Below are 23179 nucleotides of genomic sequence, written 5' to 3'. Positions count from 1 at the left end.
AATCATGTACGAACCGCTCGAACCGCACGCCAAGGATTTCAACGACATCCGCACGCTGCTGAACGCGCCGGACAGCCAGGCCCGCGTCAACGCATTGCGCGCGGCCCTCGACGCGACCGCCGAGAAGATCGGCGCGACCCCGTCGACCAACGAACTCGACCGCAGCAATCTCGCGAAGCTGTATCGCGGCTTTCTCGCGACCTCGCGAGCGCTCGCCAAGCTGCAGGAGCAGCGCGCGAACGCGTCGTAACCCATTCGCGGGCGGCACGCCGCCTTCGAACGCTGCCCGGCTCCGTGCCCGCCACGGCGTGACGGAACCGGACCGGCATCGCAGTGGCAGTACCTGTCTTTCCTTCGAAAACCGAACTTCCTAGACTCGCGAGGTAACACCATGCCTTCTCTCGGTAATATCAGTTCGCTGGCCGGCTCGGCCTCCAGTTTGGCCAGCACGGCAGGCAACGTTGCAAGCGGCGCAGCCAACTCGGCAGCCGGCTCGGCCGATTCGGCATCGACGCAATCGCAGATGCAAGGCATCAGCAACCAGATGAACCAGATGACGCTCGCTTCGGCGCAGATGCAGCTCCAACAGAGCATGGCGGCTTCGCTGGCGAACGTGATGAAGAGCGGCGCGAGCAACGTCAAAAGCGCATCGCAAGGCGGTTAATGGCACACGCGGGCGTCGCGTCACGCGACGCCGTCGTGGCGGCGGTTTCGCCCGGCTCCGGGCGGCCGCCCTTTTTGTTTTCCGTTGTTCCCCCCACCCGGCCTTCCCAGTCCAGCCCAGTCCATCGCATGAGCTCAGACCGTTATACCTGGTTGATCGAGGATCTCTGCGCCGTCATCGGCCTGCCCGACGTGCAGAACGTGTTGACCACGCGCGCGATCGAGGTCGAAGGTTTCGACGTCCGCCTCGATTACTTCGATAACGACATCGACGCGATGTACGCGAACTTCCATTACGGAACCGTCACCGCCGGCCGAACCCTGACGATTTTCCGCCTGATGCTCGAAGCGAACCTGCTCGTCTACGCGCAGGATCAGGCACAAATGGGGATCGACACGGATACCGGGAACGTGGTACTGATACTGCGCATTCCGTTCGACAGCGGCGTGGACGGTGCGGAACTGGCCGACCTGCTCGCCCATTACGCAGAGCATGGCCGCTACTGGCGGCGCAACATCATGGAATCGAGCGACGACATGTTCGACGGCATCGCCTCCGGGGAGTACGTCTGGTTGCGCGCATGACCGTCCAGCGCCGCTCGGCCGATCAACCCGAGTCAGGCGTCCCGTGTAGTCCCCGATGTCGAAATCCGATTCCCCACGCGCGCCCAACCGGCGCAGCGTGCTCGCGCCGTCCGATACCCCGGCCGGCCGCACGATCGCTTTCTCCCGCTTCTGGCTGCTGCGCGATGCGGGCCTGCTGATCGCCGACGGCGAAATCGTCTCGATCGGCGCGCGTCCGCTCGCCATCCTGATCCTGTTGATCGACGCCAACGGCCGCGCGGTGGCCATCACCGCGCTGCGTGAAGCGGCGTGGCCCGGCCTCGAAGTCGACGCCAATACCGTCCAGTCCCAGATTTCCGCGCTGCGGCGCGTGCTCGGCGACGATCGCGACCTGATCGAAACCGTGCCGGGCCGCGGCTACCGCTTCGCCGGCGACCTGCGGGTGGTCGATCAGCCCGACGTGGACGGCGGCGAACGCCCGGCCCGCGACGCAGCCGCCGCGCCCGCCGACAGCCCCGCTCCGCTCGACGACACACCGCTCCAGCCCGCGCCGCTCGCGCGCGACACGCTCGCCCAGGCCCAGCCGCACGACCCGTCGCCGTTCGTCGGCCGTCACGCCGAGCTGGCCGAACTGCTGGCCACCGTGCCGGCCGCGCGCACCGTCACGCTGACCGGCGCGGCCGGCATCGGCAAGACCCGCCTCGCGATCGAGGCGGCGCGCGGCCTCGCGCCGGGCTTCCCGGACGGCGTGGCCTACGTGCCGCTCGCCACGCTCTCGACGCCCGACCGCGTGGTGCATGCGATCGCCGATGCGCTCGACGTCGACACCGCCGGCGGCGAGCTTGATGCGTACCAACTCGCCGACACATTGCGGGAACGCCGCCTGCTGATCGTCATCGATCACGTCTCGCCGTTGCGGCATGCGGTGGCGCGCGTGATCGAGCAGCTGACGGCCGCCGCGCCCGGCGTGCACGTGCTGGCCACCGGCGACGCGCCGCTTGCCGTGCTCGGCGAACGCACCATCGCCGTCGCGCCGCTCGGCGTCTCGGCCGACGCGCACCAGCCCGACGACGCCGGCAACAGCGACGCACTGGCGCTGTTCTTCTCGGCCTTCCTGCGCCGCCAGCGCCGCGACGGCGCGCCCGGCGCCACGCGCCTGCCGGCCGATGCGCTGGCCGCCGCCGCGTCGATCTGCGCGAGCGTGGACGGCATGCCGCATCCGGTCGAACTGCTGGCTGCCGATCTGGCCGTCGCGCTGGCCGCCAGCGGCGAGGTGCGCTCGACGTTCGTCGGCGCCGCGACCGAACTCGACCGCTTCCTCACCCAGCGCTCGGGCGCGCGGCGCCGGCTGCTGCCGCATGGCGATCTGCAACTGGCGTGCGTCGAATTCGTCTACGGCCGGCTCGACGCGGGCACGCGCAGCACCTTGCGCCGGCTCGGGCTGTTTCACGGCGCGTTCGACGAAGCCACGGGGATCGAACTGCTGGTGGCGTTCGATCGCGCGCTCAGCCTCGACGACACGCCGGCCGAGGTGGCCGGCCGGCGGCTGCGCAACCTGGTGGCGGCGGGCCTCGTCGACGAAGTGGAATGCGACGGCGAACTGCGCCTGCAATTGCCGCCCTCGGTGCGCCGCTTCGCGCTGGCGACGCTCGCGCGCACGCCCGAACGCGCCACGCCGGGCGCGCTGCACGCGGCGCAGATCGCGCGCAGCATGGCACGCCGCTTCGGCGCGGGGCCGTTTCTCGCGCCCCCTTCGGTGCGTCACGATCTGGCCGACCTGCGTGCCGCGCTCGACTGGAGCATCGACAACGGCAAGCCCGAACTCGGCGCGGACCTGCTCGACCATTCCGCGCCGCTGTGGGTGCGGCTCGCGCTCGGCGACGAATACGTGGGCTGGGCGCGACGCGTGGCGGTATGCGGCGACAACGGCGCGGTGCGCCGAATTCGCCCCGAGATGCGGGTGGCGGCGGCGCTCGCGAACGCGCTGGCCTGCAAGCGCAACGCGGCCAGCGAGGCGGCGCTGCAATGGCAGCGCGCCTATGAGATCGCCAGCGCCTGCGCCGACAATTCCACGCGGCTGCGCGCGCTGCTGCACCTGTTCTTCCGCGCGCAGATCCGCGGCGAAACCGAGCGCGCGCGCGAGCTGTCGCGCAAGTATTCGGAGATCGCCGACGCCGCGCGCTGGCCCGCCGCGCAGCACAACGCACAGCTCATCGAGGGCATGCTGCGCGCCTACACGGGCGATCTGCATCAGGCGATTCCGCTGCTCGGCGGCACCGCCGGCGACGCCGCCAACCCGCCCGAAGTGGTGCGCGAGGCACGCGCGCTGGCCACCCGCCACGGCCTGTCACTGCACCTGATCGCGAACGCGGCGCTGTCCACCGTGCAATGGCTGGTGGGCGGCACGCCGCGCGACTGCGAGATCCCCGACCTGATGGCCGCCGACAACGAACCGCTGTCGTGCTGCGTCGCGCTGCGCCACGCCTGCGCGCTGGCCGTGGTGGAAGACGACGTGACACGCGCCGAGGCCTACGCGGCGGCGCTCGTCGAGCTGGCCAGCTCGGCCGCGCCGCGCCGCTGGCTGCGCACCGGCCTCGACGTGCAACGCTGGCTGGTGGGCCGATCCGGCGATCGGCAGGCCGCGCGCGCCCTGGTCGCGGAGATCGCCGGGCGCTTCGAATCGCACCGCGTGCCGCCCGTCGAGCTGGCATTCGTCACCACGCTGCTGCCGTCGATTCCGTTCGAGGCCGAGCCGGTCCTGGCCGACACGCTCGCGAACGGCATCGCGCAGGCCGCGCGCCGCGCCGACCGCACCGGCGAGCGCTGGACGCTGCCCTGGCTGCTGCATCTGCAAGGGCGGCTGTCGCGGGCGCGCGGCGAGGCGTCCGAGCTCACGCGCCGCGCGCTGCTCACCGCGTTGCGCTGCGCCACCGAGCAGGGCGCCTATCGCATCGTCGAACGAATCCGCGCCGATCTCGACGCGCTCGACGGCACGCCCTGAGAAGTCGCGCCCGGCGTAGCCCGCTTCGCATGGCGCGACATGGCTTCCGATACCGTGAGGGTCGTGACTAATGGATGTCACGCAGGCGCCCTAGCATGGCACTCCATCCCAACATGCGGGCCTCGCGATGAAGCGCGAGGCCCGCATGGCGCCACGGAGCCTCGATGCCGTCGTTCAAGTCCGTCCTCGCCCGCATCGGTGGGACCGCACCCGCCGAGCCGCAGCAGCCGGCCGCGCGCGGCGTGCCCGGCGTGGCGCACGTGGTGCCGGGGCAGGCCGCACCGACCACGCAGCCGGCCGCGCCGCTGCCGAACCGGCGCGACGCGACGCGGCAGAACGCACCGGCCGACGCGCGCACGGCGGGCGACCCGGCCCATCCCGCACCGAACCACGATGCCGCACGCCGCCAATTGGGCACCACCCGCCTGAAGGCGATGTTCTCGCGCTCGGGCGGCCACAACGCCAATCCGAACGCCGCACCGAACACAGCTCGCACGCAAGCGGGCGCCTCGCGCGGCGTGGCCGCCAGCGTCGTCACGCACGTGCAGGCCGCCAGCTCCGAACTGTCCACGCCGTTCCATCAGCGCATCAGCGCGAACCGGCCGATCGGCGCCAGCGAATACGTCACCGGCGGCGCGCGCTACGCGGCCGACCCGAAGGCCTCGCACGCCGAGGCCTTGCGCCGCCGCGCGGGCAAGAAGGCCGGCGCGGCACTGAGCGGCGCGCTGCCCGCAGTGCCCGAGGACGATCACGAGGATGCCGACGAGCAGGCGATGCGGATCGAATCGCTCGACAGCCCCGACGCGCTGCGCACCCAGGTCGACGTGTGGTTCCCCGAGCCGGCCGGCGTGCAGCGCGTGAACGGCGGCGACAACGCGATCCTGGCCGGCCGCCTCGCGGGGCTCGGCGCGCCCGATGCCGCGCCCTCCACGCAACGCGGCGCGCTGCTGGCCATCGCGTTGCGCAGCGCGGGCGCAACAAGTTCCACGGACGCGCGCGCGATCCTCGATGAAATGTCGCGGCTCGATTTCTCGCAGATGGATCAATCGACCAGCGCGAACCCGGCCGGCGCGGCGCAGCCGCTCGACGAGACGCGCGCCCGCGCCTGGCTCGCCGCGCGCACCCTGTCGCGCACCGAGGAAGGCTTCGACGCGCTGCAGGTGCTGCGCGGCCCGCGCCCCGACGACACGCCGCTGCGCATCAACGCGCAGCGCACCATGCTCGAAGCGGCCGATCACGCCGATCCCGGCCCGCACGACGCGCTGACGCCCGCCAACGACCCCGCGCCCGGCGCCGTGCAGGCGCGCAACGTGGCGGCCGGCGGCACGCCCACGCTGGCCGCCCGCGCGTTCTCGGCGGCGGCCACCGCGAACACGCACGGCGTGGCGCAGATGAGCGCCGCGCACAAGGGCGACTTCTTCGCGTGGCGCCAGCACTATCGCGAGGACGGCCCCGGCACGCCGCTGGCGAAGACGCGCTCGCGTCTGCACAAGTTCACCGGCAAGGCGCTCGACCAAGCGGGCGAGACGCGCTGGAAGACCTTCGCCGCGCGCTCGGTCGGCAAGCACCGCGCGCCGCTGGCCGCGCTGCGCAGCGGCACGCAGGACGTCACGCGCGCCACCATCGCCAAGGAACAGAAGTCGCTCGCCAAGCTGGCCGAGCATCGCGGCGCGCTGCTCGACCGGCCCATGATGCAGCCCGCCGCGACGCTCACGCACGCGCAGCCGGGCCACTCGATCGCCGAGCTGGCGGCGCTGCATGTCTGGTTCGATCAGGGCGGCTTCAAGACCGGCCAGCCCGATGCCGCGCAAACCAGGCTGATCGTCGCGAAGGCCAACGAGATGCGCAACGCGCTGGCCACCGAGGATCTGTCCGCCACTCCGGAGTTGATGCCCGCACGCGACGCGATGCTGCGCGACACGGCCGGCTGGTCGGGCCGCAACGCGCAGCAGGACCCGGCGTTCCGCGCGCTCGGCACGGTGCCGTTCAACGCGCAGCGCATCGCCGGCTGGACGCAGCGCGCCGGGGTGGAGGACGCGGATTTCATCGGCGCGGTGGATACGCTCAGGAGCGACACCAAGAACCTGCCGCAAACAGTCGCCACGCCGGGCCAGGAAGGCGTGGTGGCGGCGCTGTCCGAGGTGGTCAGGACGATCCCGTCCGGCGCGCGGCTGCGCATGCAGGACGGCAACCGGTTCGGCTTCAGCACGCGCGGGCTGTCGGCCAACGTCGGCAAGCTGCTCAGCGTGCACGGCGTGCCGATCCAGCCGCGCGTGGACCTTCGCGCGGCCGGCAACCGCTCGGCGCTGGTCGAGTTCGCGCGCAGCAACTACGGCTCGGAAATCTTCATGGGCACCGCCAAGGGCATCAGCGCGCAGGCGGGGCTCGGGGTGCGCGTGGGCTACGACTTCGACGTGGGCCTGTCCTACCTGCGTGCGGGCGTGACGACCCAGGCCGTGCTGCACCAGCAGGAGCGCAACGAGCCGAGCGGCGTGTCGCTGCGAGTGGCGCGGCGCGTGCTGCCCGACGGCTCCAACTTCGACGACCGCACGCTCGAAACCAAGTACGCGGCGCTGTTCGAGCATCTGGTCGACAGCTCCGCGACGGCGCGCACCGGCAACGAGGGCGACACCTGGAACCGCCTGGCGGACCAGTTCCTGGAAGATCCGGACATTTCGGTCGGCTGGACCGACGGCATCGACGACACCGTGCGCCGCGGCGGCACCGTGGACGTGGGCGTGTACGGCGGGATTCCCAAGACGCCGCTGTCCGCCGGCATCGGCGTGGGCGCCGGCTATACGGCCACGCGCCGCCATACGCGCGAGGTTCACGACGACGCCGGCGCGCTGCAGGTCGAGCAGCATCGCTCGGGCAGCGGCGCGCGCTGGGTCGCGCGCCTGACCGGCGGCCTGAGCGGCTCGGTGTCGCTCGGGCCGAAGGCGCACGATGTGGGGCTGGGGCTGTCGTCGATCGACACGCCGTCGGCGATCCTCGCGCTGACCGATTCCGGCATCGAATCGCGCGTGCAGATCGCGCGCGACAACGGCAAGCTGGTGCCGCGCTCGTGCCTGGTGGACGTCGAATACAAGTCGGCCGAGACGTTCACGCACGCGGTGGACGCGCAGGCGGGTGCGTGGCGCGACCTGTATGCGCTGAAGTCGCTCAAGGCGCAGGGCGTGGATGTCGATACCGCCACGCCCGCGCACTGGGCCACCGCGCACGAGGCGGCCGACCGGAAGATCGACACGCTGCTCGGCGACGCGCGCGCCAACTCGGCGCCGAACCAGACGTTCTTCCATCGCTTCCGGCTGCGCGACAGCGCGGCCAGGCAGATCGACGCGCTGACCGCCAGCGACGCCGTGCACGGCCAGCCGACCGCGAGCGTGGCGCGCCGGATCGACGACATCATGACGAACCCGGCGTCGTGGATCGCGTCCGACCTGAAGGTCAAGGAACAGAACGCGATCACCACGCGCTCGGGCCTCAACGCGGGCTTGATCGCGACGTCGGTCACGCAGGTGTCGGGCGAGCACGAGATCGTCTCGGAGTCGGCCGATTTCGCGGATCTCGACAAGCTCGAACGCTATCAGGAGCGGCAGGCGGCGGCGGTGGTGGTGCCGCCCGTGGTGGTGCCTCCGCCTGCGGTGCCGGTGGTGCCTGCGGTGCCGGTGCCGCCCGTGGTGCCGCCGCGCTCGGCGTTGCGGCCGCCGCCGCCCGCGCGGACGCCGCCTGCAGTGCCAACCGATGTGCGGCAACAGCAACGGCCGGTCGTGCCACCGGCTCCGACGCGTACTCCGCCTGCGATCCCAACCGACACGCAGCAACAGCAACCACCTGTCGCGCCGCCTGCGCCCACGCGCACTCCGCCTGCTGTGCCGACCGACGCGCGGCAACAGCAGCAGCCTGTCGTGCCGCCCGCTCCCACGCGTACTCCGCCTGCGATCCCAACCGACACGCAGCAACAACAGCGCCCCATCGCGCCGCCGCTCGCGCCATCGACATCGCAACGCCGTCCGCAATCGGCCCTGCCGCCGATCCCGGCGCGCTCGCCGTTGCGCCCGCCGCCGCCTGCGCCCACCATCCCGCCGCGCTCGCCGCTGCGTCCGCCCCCGCCCGCGGCAGGCACCCGTACCGGCCTCGACAGCCTGCTCGATCCGACGTCCGCTGCCGGGTCGAGCACCGCGTCGCGCTTCCAATCGCTCGACGCACTGAGCGGCACCGCCACCCCGCGCACCGCGCCGCCGACGCGCCCGGCCCCGCCGCCGCCCGGCAGCAGCACCGGCCCCGGCACCGCCCGCGCGAGCGCCGCGAGCACCGCCACATCGCCGGGCCGCCCGCCCGAAACACCTTACATCGACCAGGACGGCGACACGTTCTTCGACGCCCGCGACAGCTTCGACGCCGCCGACGAGCCGGACCCGCCGCCGCGCGCCTGATGCGTCCCCGCATCCAGCACGCCACGATGTAATGCAGATGTCGGATCGGCCTCCCGCGCGGCGGCCTCTTCGTCATGCACGACGCACGTTCGCGTTTTGCCGCCGGCGCGCGCTCCATCTCGCTACTGTTGCCGAACACTGGAACACTGGATCAGGTCGATGCATGTGCCATGCACCGGCGACTCGATCCTTACGAGAGGGCCTCATGGCAACCAACAGCATCTCCGGGCGCACCAATACGCCGTCCATCGGCGAGTCGTCCATCCCCACCGATCACACCACCACCCACAACACGACCAACGCGCCTACCACGCGCGCCGGCAACAACGCGCTGTCGGATCTGACCTCGCAGCGTCAGGAGGGCGGCTCGCGCCTGAGCGTGCGCACGCGCCCGCAGACGCAAACCACCGCATCGTCGTCGACCGCCGCGTCCAGCTCGGCGGCCGCCGCCGCGCGCCGCAACGCCCAGCACCCGCCGCCGCCGCGCATGCAGCGCCGCCCGACGCATCCCGCGCACGCCACGCAGCAAGAGCGCACGATGCTCGGCGAAACCGATTCGGTCAGCCTCCACAGCCTGCACAGCATCCACGAGACGGACATCACCGACGCGCCGGCACTGGCCGAGTTCAGCTCGGAAGGCCTGAGCCAGCTCGAAACGCAGATGCACGACATGATCGAGGCGTTCGACGTGTCGCACGACCCGGTGCGCCTCGACGCGAACATGGCCGTGCTGCACCAGGCGATCGGCACCGACGACAGCGCTGAGCCGAGCACGCCCGAGCAACGCAAGATGGTGCAGAGCGTGCTCGATTTCGCCAACGACATCGTCAACAACAACTTCGAGAACCCGGTCGGCAAGTTCGTGACCTCGGCCGCGCACTCGATCGTCGCGCGAATCCCGACCGTCTACGGCCCGACGTTCCTGCGTCAGTTGACCGGCCAGAAGCTCGGCGAACTCCTTAGCGACGACAAGGTGTCGAAGGACGTGAAATCGATGATCGGCCTGATGCTGACGGCCGCGCCGATCGCGTTGCTCGTCACCGGCATGATGCGCGACAAGGAAAAGGGCATCGCCACCAACACCAGCCGCAATTCGCGTCTCGCCCTGATGGCGGTGGGCAGCGTGATGGGCCTGGCCGCGGTCGGCACCGGCAGCATGGCCGGCGCGTCGGCCAGCCTGGGCGCGTTCGTGCTGTATTGCGCGATGCGCGACGGCGTGCAGCAGTTCGTCAAGCTCGATCCGAAGGAAGAAAAGACGCCGAGCTTCGCGCAATCGCAAGCTGCCGGCACCGCCTACGTGGCCGACCAGATGGTGGTGGGCTCGGGCATGTCGTACACGTCCAGCCCGTCGGGCGCGGGCGCGGCCGGCCAGGTGCTGCAGACGGACCACTCGGCCGAGCGCGCCGGCTGGAACATGTTCGGCGAAGTGGCCGACGACCTGGTGTCGAACTCGATCACCGCCGGCGGCGCACCGGCCCTGAAGGCCTCGCTCCACATGCCGACGCTCGAGGAGCTGAAGAACACCGCCACCGGCGCGTTCCCGGCCCGCGCGACGCTGTTTACGGCCAGCACGCTGCTCTCGCAGATCGTCGCCGACAAGACCACCGGCCTCAGCGAAGGCGCGCAGACCAACGTCAACAACCTGGCCGTGGCGCTGCTGCTCGGCATGGTGATGTACGCGCCGTTCGCGCAGATGGGCAACACCAAGAAGACGGAAGGCAACGCGTCGGTGCACGAGGTCGATCACAGCGACGACAGCGATGCCGACGGCGGCCCGATCCTGCCGGTCGCCACCGGCACCTCGGCGCAGCAACAGCAAGGCTCGCTGCTGCAACGCCGCAACACGGCGGTCTGACGGCGGTCTGACGGCGCGCCTGGCGAGAGCCGGCGTCACGCCGGTTCGCTCGGGTTCGCTCGGGTTCGCTGCCGGCGCGGCAGGCTCGCGCCGATCTCCTCGCCCCGGCGTCGCGCCCGGCCCATTGCGGCCCGGGCGCGACGCCGGGGCGAGATCCGTTTACAGCGCCGGAGCGGCCCGCTATCGTGTGCCGTTCCCTCTTGCCGCTGCCCGCCATGATCAATCTGCTCGACCGCATCTGGAACCTGCTCGACGAAGGCGCGAACGCAGGCCGCGAGCGCTCGCCGTTCACGATGCTGCAGGCGGCCACGCTAGGCCTCGACGGCGCGCCGCAGGTGCGCACCGTGGTGCTGCGCGGCGTGGATCGCGCGGCCCGCATGCTGATGTTCCATACCGACGCGCGCTCGGCCAAGGCCGCCGAAATCGCCCGCGACGGCCGCCTCGCGCTGGTCGGCTGCGATCTCGCCAACGGCTTGCAGATCCGTGCCGAAGGCATCGCCAGCCTGCGCACGAGCGAGGCAGAACGGCTCGCGATCTGGCGGTCGAGCCGGCCGCGCACGCTGATCCTCTATCGCGCGCCGCTGCCGCCGGGCACGCCGGTGGCCAAGCCGGCCGACGCGCATCCGCCGGCCGCGCCGGACGGGGCCGAAATCGATGCCATGGAAGGGTTCGCGCAGTTCGCCGTGATCGACGTGCGCATCGATGCGATAGACTGGCTCGACCTGGCGGCGGATGGCCACCGCCGCGCACGCTTCGTGCATGACGCGGAGGGTGGGCAAGGCGCTGGGAATGCTGCGGGCATCGGAAGCATCGGGAACACGCAAGGCACGGCGAGCGCAGGGAGCGCGGGTGGCGCACAAGGCTGGCGAGGCGGCTGGGTCGCACCCTGAACATCCCGAGCACCCCCGAACCGTCCTGAGCGACCCAGCACTACCCAGCGCTACCCAGCACAACACACCGCCTGCCCCACTCAGATCCGCAGCGCGTCCGTCCCATGGCTGCGCCGATCCTGGTCGCGCTGCGCAAGCAGCCATTCGCGCAACGCGCGCCGCGCCTCGGTGTCGGCCGCCGCTTGCGGATACACCACATAGAAACCGAGCGACAACGGGAACGAAAAATCGAGCACGCGGCGCAGCCGCCCGGCCGCGATGTCACGCTCGACCAGCGGCTCGCTCATCAGCGCGATGCCTTGCCCGTCGATGGCCGCGTCGATCGCCAGCGACGACTGGTTGAAACGCGGCCCCTTGCCCGCGTCGACACCCGGCCCCGCCGCCAGCGCATCGAGAAACTCCGGCCACAGGTCATGCGCATCGTGCAGCAGCACATGCGCGGCCAGATCGCTGCCGCATCGCACCGGCGGCGAAGCGTCGAGCAGCACCGGCGCGGCCACCGCGAACACGTCGAGCGGAAACAGCAGCTCGGCCGCCAGCCCCTTGCCGAACGGCGGCTTGCCGAGCCGGATCGCGATATCCACACCGTCGCCGCGAAACGTCGCCAGTTTTTCATCGGCGATCACCCGCACTTCCAGCGCCGGATGCGATTCGCGCAGGCGCGCGAGCCGCGGAATCAGCCACTTCGACGCGAACGACGGCGCGGTGGTGATGGTCAGCGTCGAGGCCTGGCGGGTCAGCGTATCGGTTGCGTCCGCAACGATCGTGAAGGCGCGCTGCACGGCCGGGAAATAGGCGCGGCCATCGGCCGTCAACGCGAGCCCGCGCGGCAGCCGCTCGAACAACCGGCGCTGCAGCACGTCCTCCAGGTGGCGCACCTGCTGCGCCACAGCGCCTTGCGTCACGCCGATCTCTTCGGCGGCGAGCCGGAAATTGAGGTGACGCGCGGCAGCCTCGAACGCGCGCAGGGCGTTCAGCGGCGGCAGGCGGTGGTGGCGGGCGGAGCGCGACATGATGGGCGGCGAACAGGGCAAAAGGCGGGGCGGCGCGAAGCAGGCATTCTAGCGCCGGCCGGGCGTCGCGCCCCGGCAAGGCTGGCAGCGCCGGGGCACGAAGCCCACGCGATCGTGCCGGCAATATCGAGCAAACCGAATCATCGAACCGCGTTTTTCGCCCCGCCTCCGGGCTGGTAGACTTGCATACGGCGCAAACAGCGCCGCCACGCAGGCAGGGTGCTCGGCGCCCGCGCGAGCGTCGGAACCGTCCGCCACGGCGGACGGCGGGGTCCGACGGCGTGCCGCCCTTCGAGGCACGGCATGCAAGCCACCTCCATCGCCTGTCCGATTCCAAATAAGCGCCGCCGGCTCGCCGTGTGCCGGCCGCGATCCGACGAAGGTACGTCAAGTGCAGAGCAGGACCGAAGTGTATTCGTTGCCTCGCGGGCGGCTGGCGAGATGGCTGGCCGAACCGGGCCAGGACATGCCGCCGGAAATCCGCGTCGCGCTCGTCGGCACCCTGTTCGGCACGCTGCCGATCTTCTTCGGCGGCGTATTCAATACCATCGCCGTGGCCTGGGCGCTCGAATCGCGTCACCCTTCGCTGCCGTTCCGCATCTGGCTGATCGGCGAAATCCTGATCTGCGCGATCCGCCTGGTGGTGCTGGTGCTGTCGCGCCGCCGCGCGCTCCAACACCGCGACACCCCCACCGATCTCTATCTGAACCTCGCGCCGCTGTGGGGCGCATCGGTGGGCTATGGCGCGTTCATCAGCGCGTTGAGCGGCGACTGGGTGGCGGCCACGCTCTCGTTCCTGTCGGCCGCCGCGATGGTGGGCGGCATCTGCTTCCGCAATTTCGCCGCGCCGCGGCTGGTCGCCGTGATGATCGTGCTGTCGCTCGGCCCGTGCGCGCTCGGCTCGCTGCTGTCGGGCGAAAAGGTGCTGTGGCTGTCGCTGATCCAGATCCCGTTCTACCTGTTCGCGATGAGCGTCGCCGCGCGCCGCCTCAACGCGATGCTGATCTCCACCATGAAGGCCGAGCGCGAGAACAACCACCGCGCGCATCACGACATGCTGACCGGCCTGCTCAACCGCGCCGGCCTGTTCCAGGCCGCCAACGGCAAGGTGCGCACGCGCATGCGCGCCGGCATGACGCTGTTCTATCTCGACCTCGACGGCTTCAAGCCCGTCAACGACGCCTACGGCCACGAGGCCGGCGACATGCTGCTCGCGCAGGTGGCCGAACGGCTGCGCCGGCTCGCCGGCAAGGACGCGCTGGTGGCGCGCATGGGCGGCGACGAATTCGTGATCGTCGACGAATGCGACGCGTACGGCACGCCGCGCGACTTCGCCCGCACCATCGCGCTGGAAATCGCCAAGCCGATCGAGCTGGGCGGCGACATCGTCGCGACGGTCGGCGCGAGCGTCGGCATCGCGCCCGTCACGGCCCGCGACACCGATATCGACACGCTGCTGCGCATCGCCGACGCGGCGATGTACGACGCCAAGCGCAACAACAAGCGCGGCGACACCGAAACCGCTGCCTGAGCGTCGGCCCGGCGCGATTTCGGCTCGCGCCCCCGCTTCCATGACCGCAACAAGTCGGCGCGCGCCCTGCGTCGCGGCCGCGCCACGGTGGGCCGTGACGGCTCGCTTCCACGGTAGGCTGTGCGTCTCGCCCGGTTTCCCGCCCCGCGCCGCCTGACGCGCCCGGCGGGATGCGACGCTCGATCTCCGGGCGCGCCGGCCAGCCCGGGCGACCACAGGACGCCCGAGGCATGAGCGCAAAAAAGCAAGGCATCGTCGACACCGCCACTCGCCTGTTTGCCGCCCACGGCTATCACGCCGTCGGGATCGACCGGATCATCAAGGAATCGGCCGTCGCCAAGATGACGCTGTTCCGCCATTTCCCCTCCAAGCACGACCTGATCTGCGAGGTGCTGTCGCAGCGGGCCGGCGCCACGCGGCAATCGATGGCCGACGCGGCCGGCGCGCACGGCACCGCCGTCGAGCGTCTGCGCGCGGTGTTCGACTGGCACCACGGCTGGTTCACCTCGCCCGGTTTCACGGGCTGCCTGTTCGTGGGCGCGTGGTCGGAATTCCACGGCAATAACGGCAACAACGACCATAACGGCGAGCCAGCCCGCCTCGCGTTCGCGCAAAAGGAAGGCTTGCGCCGCTTCATGCAGGATCTGCTCGGCGAACTCGTCGCGCCGGCCGAGGCCGGGCCGCTCGCGCGGCAGCTCGTCATGTTGCTGGATGGGGCGATCCTCGCGGCCACCGCGGGCGAGCGCGAGCAGGCTGCCGGCGACGCGTGGCAAGCGGCCGAATGCCTGATCGCCGCGCGCAGCCGCAAGCCGGCGCACGAGGCCGTGGCGTTCGAAGAATAAGGGGGATCGAGGGGGGCCGATACCGGGTGCGCGTTGCCGCGCGCCGGGGCTTGCCCGGCGCGCGGGGCGCGGTCTCTCAGGCTCCAGTTATCTGGATGATCGCGACGCGGCGTGGGCGTCACGCGCCGTTGGGCATCGCACCGGCGGGTTCAAATGATTCGTTGTCCGGTGTGTTTCGCGATGCCCACTTCAATTCGTAAACTGTCGGGATGTCATTCTACATAAACGAAATGACAATGCGCGATAAATGCGCATTTATATCGCAGGCAATGCAGCGATATTGTGTATCGCAACATGCCATGCAGATTCGCCCAGCGCCTTGCCAACAGGCGCTCTCGGGTTTCTACCAACAATAGCCGGGCGTCATTCGAATGGTTTTCTGCATTTGAAAACGTTATCGAGCGATGTGCGTTAATAGACCGACCGCTCGAATGGCGCATTCCGATCGGGCGCGAAATAAATCGAATGCGGCGCGGCCCGCGCCATTCGCCGGGAAAAAGAAAAGCCGCGATAGCGGCTTCTGAAAAATGGCAATCGTGAACTGTCTGATTGCCGCAACGATGATGTTGCGCGGTCGTGCCGCGCCGGCGGGAGCTGCATGGAACGGTTTCGCCGCGCGGAGCAGGGAAACCCGGTTCGCGCTGCCGCGCCGTCTCTCAGGTTCTCGTTGTGGGGTGCGCCGGCCGGGAGCCGGTGGGCGGCCCTGCAGGGTGCGAGCGACGCACTCGAATGCAGGGTGAGTTGGGTCCGGAGAATACCGTGAGCCGTGCGCCGCCGCAACAGTCTTACAAATCATTTCCAGTCTGCCGCGTAGGGAGAATCGAAATCGCCGGCCTCCACGCGCGCATCCGTTAAAATCGCGGCACGCGCGATCGACCGATCGCCCTCATTCCATCCGCGCCCCGACGCCCCGCTCCACGCCCACCCGCCCCGATCCGGCTTCCGCCAGGTTGCCGCGGGCGGCTGACGCGCGGCGCACGTCCGCCTCCCGGCCTGCCGGGGCGCCCCCGCATTCCGTTGGAGAAGAACTTGTTTACTTGCAGAAATCAGAGCTGCGGCACGCCGTGGGAACTCGCCGACGTCGTCATCAAGGACGAGGGCCAGGGCGACCTGTTCCGCTGCCCGCTGTGCGGCGCGCGCAACTATCTGTATCGCTACGACGACGAGGACGGCAACCCCGTCTACGAGCAGATCGAAGGCCGCCCGTTCTGAGCCAGGAGCCACGATGACCCAAGCCACACCCGCCCGCCCGTTCAGCGAGCTCGCGCTCGCGCCCGCGATGCTCGCCAACCTCGAGCAGCTCGGCTATACCGAGATGACGCCGATCCAGGCCGCCAGCCTGCCGGTCGCGCTCGCCGGCCAGGATCTGATCGCGCAAGCCAAGACCGGCAGCGGCAAGACCGCCGCGTTCTCGCTCGCGCTGCTCGCGCGCCTCGACACGCGCCGCTTCGACGTGCAGGCGATGATCCTGTGCCCGACCCGCGAACTGGCCGACCAGGTCGCCCAGGAAATCCGCCGCCTCGCGCGCGCCGAGGAAAACATCAAGGTGCTGACGCTGTGCGGCGGCACGCCGATGCGCCCGCAGGCCGCCAGCCTCGAGCACGGCGCGCATATCGTGGTCGGCACGCCCGGCCGCATCATGGATCACCTCGAACGCGGCACGCTCGCGCTCGGCGCGCTCAACACGCTGGTGCTCGACGAAGCGGACCGGATGCTCGACATGGGCTTCTTCGACGACATCGCCATCGTCGTGCGCCAATGCCCGTCGGAGCGGCTCACGCTGCTGTTCTCGGCCACCTACCCGGACGGCATCGCCAAGCTGAGTCGCCAGTTCCTTCGCAACCCGAAGGAAATCAAGCTGGTCGAACAGCACGACGCGCGCAAGATCCGTCAGCGTTTTTACGAGGTGGACGACAACGAGCGCCTGCACGCCGTGGGCCAGTTGCTGAACCATTACCGGCCGGCCAGCACGATCGCGTTCTGCAACACCAAGCAGCAGTGCCGCGACCTGCTCGACGTGCTGAGCGCGCAGGGCTTCCACGCGCTCGCGCTGCACGGCGAGCTCGACCAGCGCGAGCGCGACCAGGTGCTGATCCAGTTCGCCAACCGCAGTTGCTCGGTGCTGGTGGCGACCGACGTGGCCGCGCGCGGCCTCGACATCGCCCAGCTCGAAGCCGTGATCAACGTGGACGTGACGCCCGACCCGGAAGTGCACGTGCACCGCATCGGCCGCACCGGCCGCGCCGATCAGGAAGGCTGGGCGCTCAGTCTCGCCAGCATGAACGAGATGGGCCGCGTGGGCGGCATCGAGCAGGCGCAGGGGCGTGAGGTGGAATGGGCGCCGCTGGCCTCGCTCACGCCGGCCAGCAACGAGCCGCTGCTGCCGCCGATGGAAACGCTGCAGATCCTCGGCGGCAAGAAGGAGAAGATCCGCCCGGGCGACGTGCTCGGCGCGCTGACCGGCGACGCCGGCTTCTCCAGCGCCCAGATCGGCAAGATCAACGTGACCGAATTCTCGACCTACGTGGCGGTGGAGCGCAGCGTCGCGCGCGATGCGCTGCGCAAGCTCAACGGCGGCAAGGTCAAGGGCAAGAAGGTCAAGGTCCGCCTGATGGACGACGAGTAAGCCGCGTTGCGCGCCGCGCCCGCCGCCTCGTGCGCGCGGGCGCGGCGCGGGTTTGGCGAGGCCGCGCGGGATAGACCGTTAGTTGCGAATTGAAAATGCACCGGGCGCGTGTTCCACGCACCTGCAAGTGCGGCGCCCCAAAAGAAAACGCCGTCGGCGCGTGAACGCGGCGACGGCGAAAAGAAGGCTCGCCATGGCGAACCCTCTACTGCAAATACCGGAAATTGCCGGGGCGGCAGCTCACGCCGCCCCGCACACACCTTGCTGCTTAGAAGCGCGTGATGATGCCCGCGCCCACTGCCACCTGGCTGCGCGACGAGGACGGTGCGCTGTTCTGACCGTCGCCGATGTCGGCCGTGGCCTTGATGATGCTGCCGCCCAGTGCGAGCGTCTGACCGCCGGCGCGCTGATAGGCTTCGAGCGCGTACAGGCCAGTGCGCTTCGACAGGCTGTAGTACTGCGACAGGTTGAACTGGTGGTAGTAGGCTGCGTGCTGCACGCCGTTCGCCAGCGTGGCGCGCGTGTAGCTGTAGCCGGCTGCCAGGTCCAGCGTCGGGGTCGGCTTGAAGTGCAGCACCGCGCCGGCCGTGTTGAAGATCGCCGTGTTGGTGAAGCGCGAACCCGAGCCCGGGATGTATTGCACGTTCGAGTACGAAGCCGTCACGTCCCACTGCGAGTTGAACGTCCAGCCGCCCGTCACGGCCAGGCGCTGCTGCGCTGCCGCGAACTGATAGCCGTTGTTGATGCCCGACACGCTCGGCTCGGCGCCACCGTTCGATGCCGTCGAGTTCGCACCCCACGCACCGCCGCCCACCGTCGAGTTGTTCAGACGCATGAAGCCGACCGCCAGACCGGCCGGGCCCATCGCGTAGCGCCCGGCCACGCTCCAGGTCGAACCGTTGTTGGTGCTGCCCGGCGTGCCGCCGAATGCGTACGAACCGCCGAACGTGAAGCCGCCGTAGGTCGGCGACATGTACACCAGCGAGTTGTTGACGCGGTACGTGGTATCCAGCGAGTCGATATCGCCCGGGTGCGCGCCGTATGCGCCCGTCAGCCAGGTGGTCGGGCTGTACGGCGACAGCACGGTGTAGTACGCGGTGTACTGACGACCGGCCGTGAAGCTGCCGAAGCGTGCGTCCGACAGGCCCACATAGGCTTGACGATTGAACATCAGGCCCGACACGGCTTGCGCGCCGGTGGCGCTGTTGAAGCCTTCTTCCAACTGGAAGATGGCCTTCAGGCCGCCGCCGAGATCTTCCGAGCCCTTCAGGCCGAAGCGGCTGCCCGCCCAGATGCCGTTGACCATCTTGACGGCCGACTTGCCACCGCTGGTCGCGCCGAGCGAGGCCTGGCTGCTCTGCCAGCCGATACCCGTATCGACGATCCCGTACAGCGTCACGCTGCTTTGAGCGTGTGCGACGCCCGCGGTCAGGCCGGTGAGCGTTGCTGCCACCATGATGCGTTTCTTCATTGCGTCCCCTGTGATTCCAAAGCGCCTGCACCCCGCAGGCGGTCAGCGTTATGCGTTATCGGCCGCCCTTGCGAGTGCGGGCCGGTCTCCAGGTGAGGTCGAGTATCCGTGTGCTTGGAGTCCCTCATCTAGTCAGTCATCCTATAACGCAAGTGCAAAATTCAACAATGCTGAATTGCATATTCCTAGGGAAATCTCTGTGTCATTTTTGTTGAAACCTTGACTTGACAGCTTTTCGATATGAATTAAGTTGTTGATTTTTATGGAAAATTCTTTTATTTCATTTTCACTTCTTATTCTTTCATTTTTATTCGACAGTTTCGGCACGAATTTGCCTATCCGACAGACTGACTTTCAGTAATTGAAAGGATCGTCGAGTTATACGATGACTCATGGCGAGCCGCGCCCAGTATGTGGAATGGGCCGATGCGGTGCGCCACGACCGCGCGCCGCCACGCGGCAACGGCGTGGCGCGACGGCACGCTCGAAAGCACAAAGAATGCTTACGAAGGCAATTTGTAATTTATGCGGGAACGGGTCCGGCAAACAGCCGGAATGGCGTCAGCGTTGATCGGCCGTTTCGGCCATCAGCATGTCGAGGAACGCGGCCGGCGCGGGGTCGAGCACGTCGGCGGCATCGCCCGACGCCGAGGCCGCGTGCGTGACCACCAGCTCCCAGCACAACTCGGCGCGTTCGAGCCGCACGCAGGCGAGCCTCTCGGGGCGGCGCACCACCACATCCTCGGGCAGCAGCGCGATGCCGAGGCCCTGGCCGACCAGGTCCAGCACCGTGTCGAGATCGCCGATCTCGAACGCCACGCGGCGCTGCAGGCCCGCCTCGGCGAAGCCGCGATCGACCAGCCGCCGCGTGCCCTGCCCCGGCACGAAATCGACGAACGCTTCCTTGACCAGCCGCGCCAGCGGCACCGCGCCGGCCGCCGCGAGCGGATGGCCGCGCTCGCAGGCCAGCACCATCTCGTCGCAGGCGATGATGTGCGACGTGTGCCGCTCGTTGCGCTCCTCGATCGGCAGGATCGCCAGATCGAGTTCATGCGCGCCCACCTTCTCGTTCAACTCGGGTGCCGCGCCCTGCACGAGCCGCACTTCCACGCCCGGATGCGTCTGATGAAAGCGCGACAGCAGGCCCGGCAGTTCGAGGAACTGCGGCAGGCTCTGCACCGTGCCGATCGAGAGCTTGCCGCTGCGCACCGAGGTGATGTCGGCCACTTCCAGCGCGGCCCGGTCGAGCACGTCGAGCGCGCGCCGGGCGCGATCGAGGAACACCGTGCCGGCCGCCGACAGGCTCACGCGCCGCGTGGTGCGGACCAGCAGCTTCGCGCCCAGTTCTTCTTCGAGCAGCCGGATCGAGGTGGACAGCGCCGACTGCACGATGTGGCAGCGCTCGGCCGCGCGCGTGAAATTGGCCTCCTCGGCGACGGCGACGAAATGGCGAAGTTGTCTCAGTTCCACGGGCGATCCTTGTTCGGGCGAAGCGGGCCGCGCGGCGGACGGCCTGTCGTGCAACGGCGGGCGGCCCGCCGATTCGGGGGTGAATTATGGCAAAGAATGCCGCCGTCGGCCGAGCCTGCCCGGCGCGGCCGGCGTGGTGGCGCTCGGGCCTCGGGTCAGGCCGGTTCGCCGGCTTCGGCGCTCGGGCCTCGGTTCGCGCGCCGGGCGCGACCGCCATGCAGGCGCTACAATCCGCCGCCTGAGGCACCTTCACCATCACGAGCACGCGTTTTGACCGAATTCGAGCAGGGTTTCATCCTGACCCGTCACTGGCGGGACACCGCCGCCGGCGTCGAGATCGAATTCTGGCTCGCCACCGGCAGCGGCCCGCGCCGGGTGCGCCTGCGTCCGCAGGAATCGGTGGCGTTCGTGCCGGCCGCGCAACGCGAGGCCGCCGAACGCGTGCTGGCCGGCGAAAGCGGCGTGGCCTTGCGCCCGCTCGCGCTGCGCGATTTCCGCCAGCGCCCCGTGCTCGGCCTCTACGGCCGCCGCCATCGCCACCTCGGCGCGTTGCAGAAGCGGCTCGCGAAAGACGGCGTTGACGTGTACGAAGCCGATGTCTCGCCGCCCGACCGCTACACGATGGAGCGCTTCATCACCGCGCCGGTGCGCTTTCGCGGCACGCCGGCCGGCCCCGGCCTGCTGACCGACGCCGAACTGAAGCCCGACCCCGACTACCGCCCGGCGCTGCGCGGCGTGTCGCTCGACATCGAAACCAGCGCGCGCGGCGAGCTGTATTCGATCGCGCTCGAAGGCTGCGGCCAGCGCGACGTGTTCATGCTCGGCCCGCCCAATGGCGACGCGGCCACGCTCGACGGCCACGACCTGAACCTGGTGTATTGCGAAACCCGCGCGGCGCTGCTCGAACGGTTCAACGCGTGGTTCGCGCAGCACGACCCCGACCTGATCATCGGCTGGAACCTGATCCAGTTCGACCTGCGCGTGCTGCACGCGCACGCCGAGCAATACGGCGTGCCGCTGCGGCTCGGCCGCGACGGCGGCACGCTCGAATTGCGCGCGCACGGCCAGCAGCCCGACCACCTGTTCGCGAGCGCGGCGGGGCGCCTGATCATCGACGGCATCGAGTCGCTCAAATCGGCCACCTGGAGCTTCCCGTCGTTCAGCCTCGAATACGTGTCGCAAACGCTGCTCGGCGAGGGCAAGGCGGTCGACAACCCGTATCAGCGCATGGACGAGATCCAGCGCCGCTTCGACGAGGACAAGCCCGCGCTGGCGCGCTACAACCTCAAGGATTGCGAACTGGTCACGCGGATCTTCGCCAAGGCGGACCTGCTGTCGTTCATGCTCGAACGCGCCACCGTCACCGGGCTGGCAGCCGACCGCACCGGCGGCTCGGTGGCCGCGTTCACGAATCTGTACCTGCCGCGCATGCACCGGCTCGGCTACGTCGCGCCGAACCTGGGCGACGTGACCGGCCAGAACAGCCCCGGCGGCTTCGTGATGGATTCGCGCCCCGGCCTCTACGATTCGGTGCTGGTGCTCGACTACAAGAGCCTGTATCCGTCGATCATCCGCACCTTCCTGATCGATCCGCTCGGGCTGGTGGAAGGCCTCGCGCGGCCCGGCGACGCCGATTCGGTGCCGGGCTTCCTCGGCGCGCGCTTCTCGCGCAGCCGCCACTGCCTGCCCGAGATCGTCAAGCGCGTGTGGGAGAGCCGCGAGCAGGCCAAGCGGCAACGCAACGCGCCGCTCTCGCAGGCGCTGAAGATCATCATGAACGCGTTCTACGGCGTGCTCGGCTCGTCGGGCTGCCGCTTCTTCGATCCGCGACTGGCGTCATCCATCACCATGCGCGGCCACGAGATCATGCATCGCACGCGCGAGCTGATCGAAGCGCAGGGCTACGAAGTGATCTACGGCGACACCGATTCCACCTTCGTCTGGCTGCGCGAAGCGCACGACGACGCGTCGGCCGCCGTCAAGGGCCGCGCGATCGTCGCGCACATCAACGCGTGGTGGCGCGAGCATCTGCGCGAACGCTTCGGCCTCGACAGCGCGCTCGAACTGCAATACGAGCGCCATTACCTGCGCTTCCTGATGCCCACCGTGCGCGGCGCGGAAGAAGGCAGCAAGAAGCGCTACGCGGGCCTGGCGCTAACCGCCGACGGCGGCGAGGACGTGGTGTTCAAGGGGCTGGAAACGGTGCGCACCGACTGGACGCCGCTCGCGCAGCAGTTCCAGCGCGAGCTGTACACGCGCGTGTTTCGCAGCGAGCCGTATCTCGACCTGATCCGCGACACGGTGCGGCGCATGCTGGCCGGCGAACTCGACGATCAACTGGTCTATCGCAAGCGCGTGCGCCGGCCGCTGGCCGAGTATCAGCGCAACGTGCCGCCGCACGTGCGCGCCGCACGCACCGCCGACGAATACAACCGCGAACAGGGCCGCCCGCTGCAATATCAGCGCGGCGGCTGGATCAGCTACGTGATGACCACCGCCGGCCCCGAGCCGCTGGAAACGATACGCTCGCCGATCGACTACGCGTTCTACCTGAGCCGCCAGTTGCAGCCGGTGGCCGATGCGATCCTGCCGTTCCTGAAGGACGATTTCGAGGCGGTGATTTCCGGGCAGGGGCAGTTGTTTCCCGGTTGAAGACGGGAAATGGGAAGCAAATGGGAAATGACGCCGATGCCGAACTGGTTGCTCACACAACCTTTCTGCGAATGGGGGAAATAGGGGAAAAAGAGTCGGGGCGCCGCCACGACGTGGCCTGCGCCCCTGGCCCCCGGGGGTAACAACGGGAGGAGTAGAGGGTTG

Annotated in this window: 15 protein-coding genes; 12 read left to right on the top strand and 3 right to left on the bottom strand. The window is 69.5% G+C overall.

Annotation, left to right across the window (positions count from 1 at the left end; genetic code table 11):
- Positions 1-4 precede the first annotated feature (4 nt).
- From AB4850_RS01175 to AB4850_RS01145, 7 genes are all read left to right on the top strand, one after another.
- Positions 5-250: a type III secretion protein gene (locus AB4850_RS01175; RefSeq protein ID WP_206131309.1), complete on the top strand. Its 246-nt coding sequence runs from the start codon at positions 5-7 to the stop codon at positions 248-250.
- A gap of 141 nt (positions 251-391) precedes the next feature.
- Positions 392-664, top strand: coding sequence for a hypothetical protein (locus AB4850_RS01170; RefSeq protein WP_414440798.1), 273 nt, complete (start codon positions 392-394; stop codon positions 662-664).
- A gap of 128 nt (positions 665-792) precedes the next feature.
- Positions 793-1248: a CesT family type III secretion system chaperone gene (locus AB4850_RS01165; RefSeq protein ID WP_414440797.1), complete on the top strand. Its 456-nt coding sequence runs from the start codon at positions 793-795 to the stop codon at positions 1246-1248.
- Positions 1249-1303: 55 nt separating this feature from the next.
- Complete coding sequence (locus tag AB4850_RS01160; protein ID WP_414440796.1) at positions 1304-4228, top strand: ATP-binding protein; 2925 nt, start codon at positions 1304-1306, stop codon at positions 4226-4228.
- A 164-nt stretch (positions 4229-4392) separates the two neighbouring features.
- Positions 4393-8664, top strand: a complete 4272-nt coding sequence (locus AB4850_RS01155) for an autotransporter (protein ID WP_414440795.1) — start codon at positions 4393-4395, stop codon at positions 8662-8664.
- 205 nt (positions 8665-8869) lie between these two features.
- Complete coding sequence (locus tag AB4850_RS01150) at positions 8870-10519, top strand: hypothetical protein (protein ID WP_414440794.1); 1650 nt, start codon at positions 8870-8872, stop codon at positions 10517-10519.
- 215 nt (positions 10520-10734) lie between these two features.
- Entirely contained in the window at positions 10735-11409 is a 675-nt protein-coding gene (locus AB4850_RS01145) for a pyridoxamine 5'-phosphate oxidase family protein (RefSeq protein WP_414442045.1), read from the top strand.
- Between the two features lie 80 nt (positions 11410-11489).
- On the opposite strand, the gene gcvA is transcribed toward AB4850_RS01145, so the two are convergent.
- Entirely contained in the window at positions 11490-12422 is a 933-nt protein-coding gene (gene gcvA / locus AB4850_RS01140) for a transcriptional regulator GcvA (RefSeq protein WP_414440793.1), read from the bottom strand.
- 391 nt (positions 12423-12813) lie between these two features.
- Between gcvA and AB4850_RS01135 the strand changes: the two genes are divergently transcribed.
- From AB4850_RS01135 to dbpA, 4 genes are all read left to right on the top strand, one after another.
- Positions 12814-13953 (top strand): diguanylate cyclase domain-containing protein, encoded by a 1140-nt coding sequence (locus tag AB4850_RS01135; protein WP_414440792.1) that lies wholly within the window; start codon positions 12814-12816, stop codon positions 13951-13953.
- Between the two features lie 230 nt (positions 13954-14183).
- Complete coding sequence (locus AB4850_RS01130) at positions 14184-14795, top strand: TetR/AcrR family transcriptional regulator (RefSeq protein ID WP_414440791.1); 612 nt, start codon at positions 14184-14186, stop codon at positions 14793-14795.
- Between the two features lie 1029 nt (positions 14796-15824).
- Positions 15825-16007, top strand: coding sequence for a hypothetical protein (locus AB4850_RS01125; protein WP_206129094.1), 183 nt, complete (start codon positions 15825-15827; stop codon positions 16005-16007).
- Between the two features lie 13 nt (positions 16008-16020).
- Complete coding sequence (gene dbpA / locus AB4850_RS01120) at positions 16021-17421, top strand: ATP-dependent RNA helicase DbpA (RefSeq protein ID WP_414440790.1); 1401 nt, start codon at positions 16021-16023, stop codon at positions 17419-17421.
- A gap of 268 nt (positions 17422-17689) precedes the next feature.
- Here the strand turns inward: dbpA and AB4850_RS01115 are convergent, their stop codons facing one another.
- Both AB4850_RS01115 and AB4850_RS01110 read right to left on the bottom strand, forming a co-directional pair.
- Complete coding sequence (locus tag AB4850_RS01115) at positions 17690-18892, bottom strand: porin (protein WP_414440789.1); 1203 nt, start codon at positions 18890-18892, stop codon at positions 17690-17692.
- A 561-nt stretch (positions 18893-19453) separates the two neighbouring features.
- On the bottom strand, positions 19454-20362 hold the full coding sequence (locus AB4850_RS01110; protein WP_414440788.1) for a LysR family transcriptional regulator: 909 nt from the start codon (positions 20360-20362) through the stop codon (positions 19454-19456).
- Between the two features lie 270 nt (positions 20363-20632).
- Between AB4850_RS01110 and AB4850_RS01105 the strand changes: the two genes are divergently transcribed.
- Positions 20633-23014 carry a DNA polymerase II gene (locus AB4850_RS01105; protein WP_414440787.1) on the top strand — a complete coding sequence of 794 codons (2382 nt, stop codon included), beginning with the start codon at positions 20633-20635 and terminating at the stop codon, positions 23012-23014.
- Positions 23015-23179 lie beyond the last annotated feature (165 nt).

The sequence above is a fragment of the Burkholderia sp. 22PA0106 genome (genome assembly GCF_047497155.1).
In the GTDB taxonomy this organism is placed as follows: Bacteria; Pseudomonadota; Gammaproteobacteria; order Burkholderiales; family Burkholderiaceae; genus Burkholderia.
Note: the sequence above shows the minus strand (reverse complement) of the source record. Positions and strands in the feature narration are given on the sequence as shown.

What these genes read in the sequence shown, in the direction of transcription:
- AB4850_RS01175 (WP_206131309.1), top strand. Translation starts at nt 5, where the DNA reads ATGTACGAACCGCTCGAACCGCACGCCAAGGATTTCAACGACATCCGC.
- AB4850_RS01170 (WP_414440798.1), top strand. Translation starts at nt 392, where the DNA reads ATGCCTTCTCTCGGTAATATCAGTTCGCTGGCCGGCTCGGCCTCCAGT.
- AB4850_RS01165 (WP_414440797.1), top strand. Translation starts at nt 793, where the DNA reads ATGAGCTCAGACCGTTATACCTGGTTGATCGAGGATCTCTGCGCCGTC.
- AB4850_RS01160 (WP_414440796.1), top strand. Translation starts at nt 1,304, where the DNA reads ATGTCGAAATCCGATTCCCCACGCGCGCCCAACCGGCGCAGCGTGCTC.
- AB4850_RS01155 (WP_414440795.1), top strand. Translation starts at nt 4,393, where the DNA reads ATGCCGTCGTTCAAGTCCGTCCTCGCCCGCATCGGTGGGACCGCACCC.
- AB4850_RS01150 (WP_414440794.1), top strand. Translation starts at nt 8,870, where the DNA reads ATGGCAACCAACAGCATCTCCGGGCGCACCAATACGCCGTCCATCGGC.
- AB4850_RS01145 (WP_414442045.1), top strand. Translation starts at nt 10,735, where the DNA reads ATGATCAATCTGCTCGACCGCATCTGGAACCTGCTCGACGAAGGCGCG.
- gcvA (WP_414440793.1), bottom strand. Translation starts at nt 12,422, where the DNA reads ATGTCGCGCTCCGCCCGCCACCACCGCCTGCCGCCGCTGAACGCCCTG.
- AB4850_RS01130 (WP_414440791.1), top strand. Translation starts at nt 14,184, where the DNA reads ATGAGCGCAAAAAAGCAAGGCATCGTCGACACCGCCACTCGCCTGTTT.
- dbpA (WP_414440790.1), top strand. Translation starts at nt 16,021, where the DNA reads ATGACCCAAGCCACACCCGCCCGCCCGTTCAGCGAGCTCGCGCTCGCG.
- AB4850_RS01115 (WP_414440789.1), bottom strand. Translation starts at nt 18,892, where the DNA reads ATGAAGAAACGCATCATGGTGGCAGCAACGCTCACCGGCCTGACCGCG.